Genomic DNA, 12,948 nt, shown 5'->3' with positions numbered 1-12,948 from the left:
CCTCAGCCGGCGGCCGGCGGCCGCGCCGCGAACCGGGGCGGAGCGCAGAGGTGTTCGCCGACCCGCTTCACCAGCCGAGCCATCTCGTAGGCGATCAGGCCGATGTCGGCGCCGGCGGCGCTGAGCACGGCGAGGCAGGATCCGTCCCCGGCCGCCGCGACGAAGAGGAAACCCTCGTCCATCTCGACCAACGTCTGGCGCACACCCCCGGCCTGGAAGTGCCGTCCCGCGCCCTTGGCCAGGCTGTGGAAGCCGGAGGCCACCGCCGCGAGGTGTTCGGCGTCCTCCCGGCCGAGCGCACTGGAGGCACCCACCGCCAGGCCGTCGTTGGAGAGCACCACGGCGTGCCGGACCTCGATGACCCGGTGCACCAGGTCGTCCAGGAGCCAGTCGAGCTCGCCCGACCTGCGGATGCCGTCGTGGCCGACCCTCTGGTGTTCGATCATCACGCTTCTCCTTCGCTGCCTGCGTGGGGGGAGTTCTCCTCGGAGCCGCGCAGCCATCCCGCCCGGTAGGCCGCCATCCGGTCCCGGACCTCCTGTGGGCTGCGCCCCGGCGCGTCCCCGGCCGGCCGTCCGGCGGCCTGCTCCTCGGGCGCGGGCGCCTCGCGGAGCTGGGGGACGAGGCTGGCCTGGCGTACCCGGCGCGGAAGTTCCGCCACGGAGGCGGAAGGGGATGCGGCGGCCTCCGTACGGAAGCCCGTGCCGACGGCGGCGCGCGGCCGCAGCGGCGCCACCGGCGCCGGGCGCGGTTCGTCCGCCGCTGCCGCGGGTGCCACGTCCCGTGCCGGAATGCCGCGCACGCCGTCCCGTACGCCGCTTCGCGCACGGTCCCGTACGACGGTGACCGCGGCGGGCTGCTGCACGGGCGCGCCCTGTTCCGCGGCCGGTGTGGGCGACGGGGGCGCGGCGCGGTCCCGGGCGCCCGGGGAATCCTCCCGGTGGCCGGGCTGCGGGCCCGCCGCGTCGGCGTCGTCGGTGCCGACCGCGGTCGCGGTGGAGGTCGCGGAGGCGGAGGTGGCGCTCTGGAGCACGGAGGTGGGCAGGAGCACCACGGCGGTGGTGCCGCCGTAGGGCGACGTGCGCAGGTGCACCTTGACGTCGTGGCGGGCCGAGAGCCGGCTGACCACGAAGAGGCCGAGCCGGTCGCTGTCGAAGAGGTCGAGGCCCTCGGACTGCTCGATGCGCCGGTTGGCGTCGGCCAGGGATGCGCGCCCCATGCCCAGTCCGCGGTCCTCGATCTCCAGGACGTAACCGGTGCCGACCGGTTCGCCGGTGACCCGGACCTTGGTGTGCGGAGGAGAGAACTGGGCCGCGTTCTCGATGAGTTCGGCGAGGAGGTGGGTGAGGTCGGCGACGGCCGCGCCGGCCACCGCGGCCTCGGCGAGCCCGTGCACCTCGACGCGCGGGTAGTCCTCGATCTCCGAGACGGCGGCCCTGACGACGCTGGTGAGGGGGACCGGCATCCGCCAGGCCCGGCCCGGGGAGGCGCCCGAAAGGATGATCAGGCTCTCCGCGTGGCGGCGCATCCTGGTGGTCAGGTGGTCGAGGCGGAAGAGGTCGCCGAGCTCGCTCGGGTCGTCGGCGCGCCGTTCCATCGAATCCAGCAGGATGAGCTGTTTGTGCACGAGGACCTGGCTGCGGCGGGCGAGGTTGACGAAGACCCCGGAGACCCCTCCGGCGAGCTCCGCCCGCTCGACGGCGGCGTTGAGCGCAGCCCGGTGTACGGTACCCAGTGCCTCGCCGACCTGGGTGATCTCGTCGTCGGCGGGCGGGCCGGCCGGGGCCTCGGCGGGCACGTCGACGTGCTCGCCGGCGCGCAGCCGATCCATCGCCTCGGGGAGTTTGCGGTGGGCGATCTCCAGGGCGGCGTTGCGCAGGGAGACCAGTTCGACGACGAGGACCCGGCCGATCCGGACGGAGATGGCGAGCGAGGCCGCGACAGCCAGCAGACCGAGCAGCACGGCGGCGCCCGCGGGGCTGAAGGCCCCCTCCCTGACGGGGTCGGCCCGGTCCGCGGCCGCGGTGTGGGCGGCCTCCTCGATCTCCCGCATCGAGGTGCTGACGCCGCTGTGGGCGGTCTCCCATCCGGCGGGCGCACCCCGGCCGTCCCGGGAGGTTCCGGCGGCGAGCGCCCGGTCCTCGGCGCCGGTCAGTTCGGCGTAGGCTGCGCTCTTGGCGACGGACCGCCAGGCGTCCTGCTGGGCGGCCGGCAGGTCGCGGGTCGCGGCCTCAGTGAGCGCGCGGCGGGACTCGATGGCGCCGGTCAGCTGCCGAAGCGTTTCGGCGCTACGCTGCCCCGGCAGGGCGAGGAGGGCGTCCTCTCGGGACAGGAGTTCCGCGGCCCGGGCGAATTCGAGCAGGACCCGCGCGTCGGGACCCAGCTCGGCGCTCTCGCCCCCGGAGAGGGAGCCGCCCACGGCGAAGGCGGCGTCGACCACCCGGGTGTAGATGGCGAAGGCGGCCTCGGGGGTGGCGCGGCGGTCGGTGATGTCCTTACGGGCCGATTCCAGCGCCTCGGCCGCGACCACGAACGCGCCCAGACGGACCACCGTGTCGGGGCGGTAGCCACCGGAATCGGCGACGGTGTGGCGGTCTCCGAGCCGTAGGGCGCGGACGGCGCCGTCGGTGCGGCGGGCCTGCTGGTCCAGTGTGCCCGCGTCGGCCGCGGGATCGGCCAGGAGGCGGACGGCTGCTCGCCGTTCGGCCTGCAACTCGGTGACGGCGGCGGTGACGGGGGCGCGTATCTCGGAGTCGACCCGCTGGACTCGCCCCAGCCGGGCCATGTCCTGGGCGGTGTTGACGGTGGCGAAGGCCCAGAGCGCGAGGAGCGAGACGACCGGCACCATCAACAGGGAGAGGATCTTCGCGCGGACGGTGGCGGGGCGCAGTCGCGGCCGGGGGCCGCGCTCCCGGGGGACGCCGGAGCCGGGCGGGCGGGCGGCGTCCGACGGGCGCGGTCGCTGCTGCACCGGTTCCTGCGCTGGTTCCTGCGACGGTTCCTGCGTTGGTTCCTCTGCCGGTGGCCCGGCGTGGGCCCGACGGCCCCGTGCCGGGGGCGCTGGCAGCCGCGGCGCCGCTGCGTCCGGTCTTCTGCGGGGTGTTCGCATGGGCTCCTCGTTCCGGGCGGTGCCCAGGGGTGCGGTCGGTCGGTGGGGGGAACCGCCGGTCCGTGGGATCACCGGCGGGACAGGCGGCGGGACGGGCGCGGCGCGCGGTCCCACGGAGGCGGGGGTCAGTGCGCGGCCACGGGCCGCTCCCCCGGGTGCCGGGCCGAGTCGGTGGCGGCCCGCTCGCCGACTCTGGGCGAGAGCGCGACGAAGGCGGCGGTGATGAAGAGGTAGGAGCCCAGTCCGACGGCGAGCGGGAAGACGAACTGCATCGCGTCGGCTCCGGGCAGGGCCTCGTCGGAGGGGCTGACGCTGACCGAGACGGCCGCCATCCCGGTGTAGTGCATGCTGCTGACCGCAGCGCCCATGAGGAGCGAGGCGGCGGCCACGGCCACCGGCGAGCTGATCTTGAGGGCGGCCCAGAGGGCGGCGGTGGCCGCGACCACGGCGATGACGACGGACAGGCAGACCAGGAGCGGGTCGTAGGAGATCTCGCCGTGCAGGCGCAGGGCCGCCATGCCCAGGTAGTGCATGCTGGCGACACCGAGCCCGGTGGTGAGGCCGCCCAGTACGAGGGAGTGGCCGCGCGCCGTGCCGTAGCAGACGGCGAACACGCCGGCGCCGACGACCAGCAGGGCGACGAGCAGGCTCAGGACGGTGAGCGGCACGTTGTAGTGGATCTCCGTGCCGGTGACCTCGAAACCGAGCATCGCGACGAAATGCATGGTCCAGATGCCGGTGGCGATGGCGGAGGCGGCGGTGAGGAGCCAATTGCGGCGGACGGTCCCGGTCGCGGCGAGCGCGCGGACGGTGCAGCGCAGCCCGAGGGCGGCGCCGATCGATGCCATCACGTACGACAGCACGGGTGTCAGCCAGCCGAAGGCGGCATGGTCCAGATGTTCCAGGTGTCCCATGGCCAACGGACGCTAGTCCGGGTGAGGGCGCGAACAGGGGGCGCATTTCGAAAGCAGCTGGAAGTGCTGGAATATGACAGAGCTACGTTCACGTTCGATCACCCCGCGTGCACCTTGCGTACGGGCCGCCGACACCTGGCGGTGCAGCGGTGGGGGATCATGTGCCCATGAGCGAGGACCACACGCACGTGCAGGAGTTCTTCGGGGCCCGGGCCGCCGGCTGGGACCGCAAGTTCCCGGAGGACGGACCCGCCTTCGCCGCCGCCGTGACCGAGTGCGGGCTGCGGCCCGGGGACCGCGTGCTGGACGCGGGCTGCGGCACCGGCCGGGCCCTGGGCGCGCTCCGGGCCGCCGTCGGCCGCGCCGGGACCGTGCTCGGCGTGGACCTGACCCCGCAGATGCTGGCGGCGGCGGTGCGGGCCGGACGCGCGGACGCGGGCGCGCTGCTGCTCGCCGACGTGGCCCGGCTGCCGCTGCGCGACGGATCGCTCGACGCGGTGTTCGCCGCGGGCCTCGTCGCGCACCTTCCCGACCCCGAGGCGAATCTGCGCGAACTGTCTCGGGTGGTGCGCCCCGGTGGCCGGCTCGCGCTCTTCCACCCGATCGGGCGGGCGGCCCTCGCCGCGCGCCAGGGCCGCCGGCTGACCCCGCAGGACCTGCGGGCCGAGCACAACCTCCGCCCTCTCCTGTCGGCCGCGGGCTGGGACCTGGACTCGTACGCAGACGAGGACCACCGCTTCCTGGCGCTGGCCGTGCGGCGGGCGTGACGCCGGCCCCGCCACGCACCCGCCCGTCCGCCCGTCCGCCCGTCCGCCCGTCCGCCGCGACACGATGCCCCTACGGCGGCGGCGCACCCGGCCACCGCCGGGGGCGCCCGGGGTCAGGCCGGGGGCTGGGCATCAGCTCCGGTGGGTCGGCGCGGATGCGGCACGGGGCAGCCGCCCGACCCGGGCACCGGGAACGTGCCGAGCTCACCCACGTCGTAGCCACCCCGGTAGCCCTTGATCTCCGGGTTCTGGCGGGCGTAGTGCGGGGCCCTGCGCGGCGGCAGCAGCCGGACCGCGCGGCCCCGCAGCCGCAGCGCCCCCCGCACCAGCTTCCGCACACCCGCGTGTGGGGTCTCGTACCGGAAAGCGTCGATGAGCGAGTCGTCGAGGAGGGCGATCCCCCCGCGGCGCATGGCGGGTGCGAGCGGCGCCGGATACCAGGACGCCATCAGGTCGAGGGTGGCGTCGGCGACCCTGCGGCCGCCCTCGTCCCAGCCGAAGTGGTCCGCTTCGTAGGCGTTCAGGGTGGTTTCGAACTCCTCGTAGGAGCCCGGGATGTCGGTGATACCGAGGTGTCGGCCGAGGGTGGCGTAGTAGTTGGCGCTCGCCCGGCGCTCGTGGTGCGTCATCGGGCGCCAGCCGTAGGCATCCAGCCAGCGCGACGGGATCACCACGAACGTGCACAGCACGTAGCGCATGTCGTCGTTGGAAATGTCGTAGCTGCGGTGCATCTGGTTGACGCGGCGGATCGCCGTGCGCGCGGTGTCGTTGTCGAAGCCGTGCTCGACGACCGCGTCGAGGAGCAGCGCGGTGTCGTCGTAGCGCTTCTGGGCACGGTCGGTGAACTCGGCGGTCTCGGCGAGCAGGCCTCCGATGGCGGGCACGGCGTACGTCCGGAACAGCGCGAGCTCCAGGGCACGGGTGAAGTCCCAGGGGAACTCGTAGGTGGCGGTGAGCCGGTAGATGGCGAGGAAGTCCTCGTCGGGGTCGAGCCGGAGGATCTCCCTCAGCCGGTCGTAACGCTGCACCGCGAGTCCCTTTCTGTGGCGGGTGCCCAACTCTACGTGCAGCGCGCGACCTTGGAAATCGTGGCCCGCAGGCTCTCGACGGGCGGGTTACCCGCTGGTTAAGGTGCGCCGACGAGAGAGCAGGGAGGCCAGGTGTCCGACGACGAGGGTGGCGGCTCGCTGTACGTGCTGACAGCCGTACTCCTGACCCCCGCGCAGTTCCCCGGCTTCCTGGGCGACGACTTCCCCGCGGCGTGTGCCCTGCTGGGCGTGGCGCCCGACCGGGAGGGGTACGGGCTGGTGCTGGGCCAGGACGAGGACGGCGCGCGCTGGACGGTCGTCGTCGACGACGTCTCGCTCGTGGCCGCGGCCATCGCCTCGTGGGACTGCGGCATGGAGTACGACCTGTCGCCCGACGAGCGGACGATCGTGGTCTCGCTGGCGGGCTGGCCCGTGGAGTTGTCGGTGGCCGCGCCGGGGATCCCGGCGCCGCACGATCCGGAGCAGGGGGCGGACGGTACGGGGCGGGTGCCGCTGGCGCCGCCGTCGGCGGAGGCGTGGGGTCCGGTGCAGCGGCGGCTGGGGGCGGACCAGATCGCCAGGGAATGGGCCGACTGGCGCGAGCGCGTCGCCTCGGACGGCGGGGCCGCGGCCGCGGCTCACCCCGGGCTCGCACGTGCGCTGGAGGAGGCCCTGGAGTACACGCGGATGCCACCGCCGCCCGGCCGGGTGCGGTCCTCCTTCGCCGGTGAGGGGGCCCGGACGCTACGGGTGGACGGGCCCGGCTGGTCGCTGGTGGCCCGCACCGGTGAGGCGGCCTTTCTCCTCCTGGACGAGGAACCGGGCGAGGTGCTCATGGTCCCCCGGGAGGGGGATATCGACGTGCCGGACCTGTTGGCTGCACTCGACCGCGTGGCCGTCCGCCCGGCGTGACCCGGGCGGACCGGGGACGGGGGCGGACCGGGGACGTGGGCGGACCGGGTAGCGGTGTGCGGACAGGCGGACCGGGCGCTGGTCGTGCTCTTTCCGCATCGCGGCGGGAACGGGCCCGGCCGGCCGGACGTCCCACGGTACCGGGTGGCGCGGGCGGGCGGCCTCGGTGTGCGCCGGGGACTCGGCGCCGTGGACAACCCACCCGGCTCCCGAACGGAGTCCCCGGATTCCCCGAATAGTCGAATTCGGGCCATGTGGCGAGCCGCGACAGCCAGATCGGGCGCCCACCTTCATGAATGACCATTAATGATCGACACAATGGCGAAAAATATCCATTACCGTCGGTAGTTTAACGAGTCAACTAATGAAATCCGGTCACGGCGACTGAAAATCGCTCTGGATCCCCCTCCTCCGGAATGATCGAATCGGCCAGTCACGCGGCTCGAAGGGTGCGCACCTCACCCCCACGCACATTCCCCGATGGAGGCCACTCTTGAATTGCATGTCGTACCTGGACCTACACCGGAAGGTCGCACAGGACATCGACGCGGAGATCGCAACCGCTCTGGACCGGCTCGGACTCGTCGCGGCGACGACCAGGAAATCCGTGGCCAAGCTCCTCGAACAGCGCAAACTGAGACATCCCCTTTCGGTGCTCCCCCTGCTCACGCACGCCATAGAAACGGGAAACCCAGGGCCGGCGGTGCCACTGTCCGCAGTGCACCTGCTGTGGTGGACCTCGGCTTGCTATCTCGACGACCTGGCCGACGCCGACGGCGCGTCCATCTCGGGCGAGCTCACCGAGGACGAAGCACTGCTCGCCGCCGTCATCACCGGAAACGCACTGCCCGTTCAGATCATCCTGGCGCAAGATCTCCCGGAGGCGACGCGCGGCGCGCTGATAAGCGAGATTCTCGACGGCTGGATCATAGGAGCCGACGGCCAGTTAGACGACATGCGCGGAGATATCCGCAGCGCCTCCCGCATGTCAGTAGTGGAGACGTACCGCGGCAAATCCGGCGCCCCGTTCGGCATGATCACGGCCATGGCCGCCTTATTCTCGGGCACCACGGGTGAAAAGGTCGCCCTGTGGCGTGAATTCGGATACGTCTTCGGAATCCTGTGGCAGCTCTTCAACGACCAGGAGGACATCCTGTCCGGCCGCGACGAGGACCTTCTCAACGGCACGGTGACCTACCTGCTCGCCTCCGTCATCGAGGACGCCTCACCCCTCTCCCGGGATCACATCCTGGGACTGTGCGCCGCCGCGAGCCGGTCACATCCGGCCAGGCTCGAACTCGCGAGCCTCCTGCGGACCCCCGCCGCCCTCGACCGCTACCGTGCCGAGATCGACTGCTTCCGCGCGGAGGCCTACCGGATCCTGGACGAACTGGGCGGCGACGAGACCTACCAGTCGGTCCTGCGCAACCTCGTGGACCACGCGTCCCAGATGCTGCTCGAAGCGGATTTCACGCCGGCCTTCGTGAGCGGCGCGGCCTGAGCCGGGTGGGCGGGCCGGCGCCGCAAGCCCGCCCCGCGGCCGCACCGGCCCCGCACCACGGCCGCGCCGTCCGGGCTCCGTACACCGGCCGGAGCCCGGCGCTTCCACCGATCGGCCCTCACGTCACAGAGCACGCCACGCACTGCGCGCCTGTGTCACTCGCCTGACGTCAGGCGTCAGACGTCCCCTGTCAGCGGCCGATCTGCTTCCTGGACAGTCCGCGCACCCGACGCCTCTGGGACGGATCCAACAGGAGGTAGGCCGCAGCCGGCACCCCGATCAGAACCAGCAGGCCCGCCCAGAAGCCCACCGCCCAGAACAACACGATGGCTGCCACGACTCCGGCAACCGCGACCTTTCCGCCGTTGGACATCTGCGGACACCTCCTTGTGACGTCGACCACTACCCCCTCAACGCGCGGCCCGGACCACGCGTTCCCGGGTGCCGGGTCGAGGTGCCCGCGGCCACCCCCACCCCCGTGAGGCGCATGTGCCGCGTGTGGGCCACCCCCCTCCGGCCCGCACTCCCCCGGCGCACCGTTCTCCCCCGGCCGGCACCAGCCCCTCGGTGACCGGGGCGACCTCACCCCGCCTCCACTCCCGGACCTACCCCAGGCCCCGTGGATCCCGTCGGGCCGGTCGCCGCCGGACCCCTCAGCGGCGTTGGAGGCCGATGCGGGCGGGCTGAAGCCGCGCTCGCCGGGCCGCCTCCGGTGGAGCACGGTCCGCCCGAACAGGCCGGAGCCTGCGCGGACCGTACGGCCCGGTCCGGACGGGATCGGGCCGGAGTCGGCCCCGCGTCGTGGCCGACGTAGTGCTTGCCGGGGCACGGTGCCGGGACGACGATGGGGGCGCTCCGGGTACCGCGGCACCACAGGAGGGTGAGATGGGTGACCGGAAACCGTCGGTGGCGCTGCCGGACGGGGCCGATCCGGCGGCCCGCTCGCGCGAACTGCGTCGGGCACACGACGCGTTCACCCGGGAGGGCCGGGTGGATGCCCCGGTCCGGTCGGTCATCGCGCGATCCTGGCGGCGGTGTGCGCGGGCCCGGCTGAGCCCGGAGTGCACACCGCGGGTGGAGCTGGCGGAGGCGGAGCTGCGTCCGTACCGGGAGGAGCACCCGCTGGCCCGGGTGATGCCGCTGTTCCGGGAACTCGTGGGCGCCTTCGCCTCCCACGGGGCGCACCTGCTGGCGGTGTGCGACGCGCGGGGCAGCCTGCTGTGGGTGGAGGGAGAGGCGGGCACGCTGCGTCGGGCTGAGGGCCTGGGCTTCGTCCCCGGAACACGCTGGGCGGAGAGCACGATGGGGACCAACGCGCCCGGCACGGCGGTGGCGTTGGACGAGGCCGTGCAGGTCTTCGGGGCGGAGCACTTCAGCCGCCGGGTGCACCCGTGGACCTGTGCGGCAGCGCCGGTGCGGGACCCTCGGACGGGCGGACTGCTGGGCGCGGTGGACATCACCGGCGGCGACGGCCTGGCGCACCCGCACTCCCTGGCGTTCGTACGTGCAGTGGCCCGGGCGGCGGAGGCCCAGCTGGCCCTGCTCGACGAGGGGCGGCCGGGCGCGCCGGACCGGCTCACGGCCCTCGGGCGGGACGAGGCGCTGCTGGTGACCGGGGGCCGGCAGCTGCGACTGGGCCGTCGGCACAGCGAGATCATGGCCCTGCTCGCGCAACACCCCGAGGGCCTGTCCGGTGAGGAACTGGCGATCGCCCTCTACGAGGACGAGTCGGTGTCACCGGTGACGCTGCGTGCCGAGATGTCCCGGCTGCGCACGCTGCTGGGCTCCTCGGCACCGCTGTCGCGGCCCTACCGCGCGGCCGGTCCGCTGGACGCGGACTTCACCGTCTTGACACGGCAGTTGGCGACCGGTGCCGTCTCCGCGGCCCTCCACCGCTATCCGGGTCCACTGCTGCCGGCCTCTACGGCTCCCGGGGTGGTCCGGCTGCGACGGCGGATCGAGGAGCAGGCGCGGGCGGCCGTCATCGCGCGGGCCGACGCCGGGCTGCTGGCGGACTGGGTGTGCAGCGCGTGGGGCGCGGAGGACCCGGAGGCGTGGCGGGCGCTGGCGGCGGAGCTGCCGCCCGCAGGGAGGGCGTCCGCGCTGGCCCGGGCCCGCTCCCTGGACCGCGAGCTGGCCGCCCGGCCGGACCGGCGCGGACGCCGTGCAACGTATCCGCAACCCGCCCGCTCCTAGCCTCCCCCGAGCGCTGTCCGACGGCGGCCGGCGCCCGGCAGGAGGAGGACACCATGGCCCGTTACGCTGCGCCCGGCACCGAGGGGGCGCTCATGTCGTACGCGTCCCGCTACGACCACTTCATCGGCGGCGCGTACGTCGCCCCCGCCGGCGGGCGGTACTTCGCGAACCCCTCCCCGGTCAACGGCCAGACCTTCACCGAGGTCGCCCGGGGCACCGCCGAGGACGTCGAGCGGGCGCTGGACGCGGCACACGCGGCGGCCCCGGCCTGGGCCCGGACCTCGGCCGCCGACCGGTCCTCGATCCTGCTGCGCATCGCGGACCGGATGGAGCAGAACCTGGAGGCCCTCGCGGTCGCGGAGACCTGGGAGAACGGCAAGCCGGTGCGCGAGACCCTGGCGGCCGACCTTCCCTTGGCCATCGACCAGTTCCGCTACTTCGCGGGCGCGCTGCGGGCGCAGGAGGGCGCGCTCAGCCAGATCGACGAGGATACGGTCGCCTACCACTTCCACGAACCGCTGGGCGTGGTGGGGCAGATCATCCCGTGGAACTTCCCGATCCTGATGGCTGTGTGGAAGCTGGCACCGGCGCTGGCGGCGGGCAACACCGTGGTCCTCAAGCCGGCCGAACAGACCCCGGCATCCGTCCACTACTGGCTTGGCCTGGTCGCGGACCTGATGCCGCCGGGGGTGGTGAACATCGTCAACGGCTTCGGGGAGGAGGCCGGCAAGCCGCTCGCCTCCAGCCCGCGCGTGGCGAAGATCGCCTTCACCGGGGAGACGGCCACGGGCCGGCTGATCATGCAATACGCGGCGGAGCATCTGAAGCCGGTGACCCTCGAACTCGGCGGCAAGAGCCCGAACCTGTTCTTCGACGACATCTGGTCGCAGGACGACGACCTGCGCGACAAGGCCCTGGAGGGCTTCACCATGTTCGCGCTCAACCAGGGCGAGGTGTGCACGAACCCCTCCCGCGCCCTGATCGAGCGGGGCCGGTACGGGGACTTCCTCGACGCGGCCGTCGCACGCACCGAACTGATCGTTCCCGGGCATCCGTTGGACACCGACACGATGATCGGCGCCCAGGCGTCGGAGGAGCAGTTGAAGAAGGTCCTGTCGTACGTGGAGATCGGCCGGCAGGAGGGCGCGAAGATCCTGACCGGGGGCGCCCGTATCGACCACGGAGGCGACCTGGCCGGCGGATTCTACGTCCAGCCGACCGTCTTCGAGGGCGACAACCGCATGCGGATCTTCCAGGAGGAGATCTTCGGGCCGGTGGTGTCGGTGACCGCCTTCGAGGACTTCGACGACGCCGTGCGCATCGCGAACGACACGGCGTACGGCCTGGGGGCGGGTGTCTGGACTCGGGACGTCAACACGGCCTACCGGGCGGGTCGCGCGATCCAGGCGGGGCGCGTCTGGACGAACTGCTACCACGCCTACCCGGCGCATGCTGCTTTCGGAGGAACGAAGCAGTCGGGCATAGGTCGCGAGACTCACAAGATGATGCTGGAGCACTACCAGTGGACCAAGAACCTGCTGGTCAGCTACTCGCCGAAGAAGCTCGGCTTCTTTTAGGAGCACGAAACGGCACCTTGGAATCCCTGGACCTGGGACGACTCCGGCCAGGACTGCGACGACGATCAGGAGCGGCATGGGGCCGGGGACGGGGGCCGAGGCAGCAGTGGTCGCACCGCCGAGGGGCGATGAGGCGCCAGAGCGGATTCAACTACTGACTTCGGCTCGTCGGGGTGAATCTTCGTGAGGTTGCTGTCAGGCCGGGAGCTGTGGCTGTATCCCAGGTCGGGTGAGGTACGCGGATGGGGGCGGGCTGACCGCTGCGGGGCGTCGGCGTCGTGAATCGGTACGGATGCAGGCGGCTGAGCTTTTCGAGCAGAAGGTGAAGGCGTCGGAGGTCGCCCGGCAGCCGAGGGTAAGCCTGAAGTCGGTCTACCAGTGGCACCCGCTGTGGCGGGATGCCGGGGCTGCGGCGGTCCGAACGGGCGACAAGAAACGTTCCTGCTCGCGGGATCGCAACCGTCAGACCCCGCCAAGGGAAGACAAGCCGACAGCACTTTCCTTCCCTCAGAGAGGACCAGGCCATGCGCCTGCGCAACACTGTGGCCGCCGCTCTCGGCGCCCTCATGCTCTCCGCGGCCCTGCCGACGTCGCCCGCCTCGGCTGCCAGCGGCGAATTCCTGTACAGCTACGTCGGCACCAACGGCGTGAACCTGCGAGGTGCCCTCGTCGAACCGGACAGCGGCCAGTGCATCAACATCCCCGAGACGGGAGACTCCTCCCCGCCCGCCTTCGCCCCCCGCAACTTCACAGACGCCACCGCCACCGCCTTCCTCGACGCGAACTGCGACGGCGACGTCTTCTTCACGATGCGCCCGGGTCAGGTAGTCGGCAACCGACTGCGGCTGCGCTCGGTCGTCTTCAGCTGACACCACACTCTGCAAGAAGCCGGGCCCCCATTCCCACTCACGGGGCCCGGCTCCCGGGCGACCAGACGCGCATAC

At 72.7% G+C, this 12,948-nt stretch carries 11 protein-coding genes and 1 pseudogene; 7 read left to right on the top strand and 5 right to left on the bottom strand.

Annotated features, from left to right (window positions below; all coding sequences use genetic code 11):
* Window positions 1-2: 2 nt before the first annotated feature.
* The 3 genes from AW27_RS30405 to AW27_RS30395 form a co-directional block, all read right to left on the bottom strand.
* Complete coding sequence (locus AW27_RS30405) at window positions 3-446, bottom strand: roadblock/LC7 domain-containing protein (protein ID WP_037921653.1); 444 nt, start codon at window positions 444-446, stop codon at window positions 3-5.
* Window positions 446-3,109, bottom strand: coding sequence for a sensor histidine kinase (locus AW27_RS30400; protein ID WP_078556440.1), 2,664 nt, complete (start codon window positions 3,107-3,109; stop codon window positions 446-448). The genes AW27_RS30405 and AW27_RS30400 overlap by 1 nt, the downstream gene beginning before the upstream one ends.
* Before the next feature lie 125 nt (window positions 3,110-3,234).
* Window positions 3,235-4,014 carry an MHYT domain-containing protein gene (locus AW27_RS30395; protein ID WP_037922726.1) on the bottom strand — a complete coding sequence of 260 codons (780 nt, stop codon included), beginning with the start codon at window positions 4,012-4,014 and terminating at the stop codon, window positions 3,235-3,237.
* A 176-nt stretch (window positions 4,015-4,190) separates the two neighbouring features.
* On the opposite strand from AW27_RS30395, the gene AW27_RS30390 reads away from it, so the two are divergent.
* Entirely contained in the window at window positions 4,191-4,790 is a 600-nt protein-coding gene (locus AW27_RS30390) for a class I SAM-dependent methyltransferase (RefSeq protein ID WP_037921650.1), read from the top strand.
* A gap of 113 nt (window positions 4,791-4,903) precedes the next feature.
* Here the strand turns inward: AW27_RS30390 and AW27_RS30385 are convergent, their stop codons facing one another.
* On the bottom strand, window positions 4,904-5,818 hold the full coding sequence (locus AW27_RS30385; RefSeq protein WP_037921647.1) for an oxygenase MpaB family protein: 915 nt from the start codon (window positions 5,816-5,818) through the stop codon (window positions 4,904-4,906).
* 132 nt (window positions 5,819-5,950) lie between these two features.
* Between AW27_RS30385 and AW27_RS30380 the strand changes: the two genes are divergently transcribed.
* Both AW27_RS30380 and AW27_RS30375 read left to right on the top strand, forming a co-directional pair.
* Complete coding sequence (locus AW27_RS30380) at window positions 5,951-6,730, top strand: hypothetical protein (protein ID WP_037921646.1); 780 nt, start codon at window positions 5,951-5,953, stop codon at window positions 6,728-6,730.
* 502 nt (window positions 6,731-7,232) lie between these two features.
* Window positions 7,233-8,231 carry a polyprenyl synthetase family protein gene (locus AW27_RS30375; protein ID WP_037921644.1) on the top strand — a complete coding sequence of 333 codons (999 nt, stop codon included), beginning with the start codon at window positions 7,233-7,235 and terminating at the stop codon, window positions 8,229-8,231.
* Window positions 8,232-8,421: 190 nt separating this feature from the next.
* Here the strand turns inward: AW27_RS30375 and AW27_RS30370 are convergent, their stop codons facing one another.
* Window positions 8,422-8,604: a hypothetical protein gene (locus AW27_RS30370; RefSeq protein ID WP_037921642.1), complete on the bottom strand. Its 183-nt coding sequence runs from the start codon at window positions 8,602-8,604 to the stop codon at window positions 8,422-8,424.
* A 512-nt stretch (window positions 8,605-9,116) separates the two neighbouring features.
* On the opposite strand from AW27_RS30370, the gene AW27_RS30365 reads away from it, so the two are divergent.
* The 4 genes and pseudogenes from AW27_RS30365 to AW27_RS30355 all read left to right on the top strand — a co-directional run bounded on the left by AW27_RS30365 (window position 9,117) and on the right by AW27_RS30355 (window position 12,873).
* On the top strand, window positions 9,117-10,427 hold the full coding sequence (locus tag AW27_RS30365; protein ID WP_037921640.1) for a GAF domain-containing protein: 1,311 nt from the start codon (window positions 9,117-9,119) through the stop codon (window positions 10,425-10,427).
* Between the two features lie 53 nt (window positions 10,428-10,480).
* Window positions 10,481-12,004 carry an acetaldehyde dehydrogenase ExaC gene (gene exaC / locus AW27_RS30360; protein WP_037921639.1) on the top strand — a complete coding sequence of 508 codons (1,524 nt, stop codon included), beginning with the start codon at window positions 10,481-10,483 and terminating at the stop codon, window positions 12,002-12,004.
* Window positions 12,005-12,233: 229 nt separating this feature from the next.
* Window positions 12,234-12,476 (top strand): annotated as a pseudogene (locus AW27_RS34575) (helix-turn-helix domain-containing protein); the annotation flags it as partial.
* A gap of 52 nt (window positions 12,477-12,528) precedes the next feature.
* Window positions 12,529-12,873, top strand: a complete 345-nt coding sequence (locus AW27_RS30355; protein WP_037921638.1) for a hypothetical protein — start codon at window positions 12,529-12,531, stop codon at window positions 12,871-12,873.
* The last annotated feature ends 75 nt before the right edge of the window (window positions 12,874-12,948 follow it).

Origin of the sequence: Streptomyces sp. PCS3-D2 (assembly GCF_000612545.2) — a bacterium.
In the GTDB taxonomy this organism is placed as follows: Bacteria; Actinomycetota; Actinomycetes; order Streptomycetales; family Streptomycetaceae; genus Streptomyces.
The sequence above is the reverse complement of the archived record's forward strand: the minus strand, read 5'-3'. Positions and strand labels throughout refer to the sequence as shown.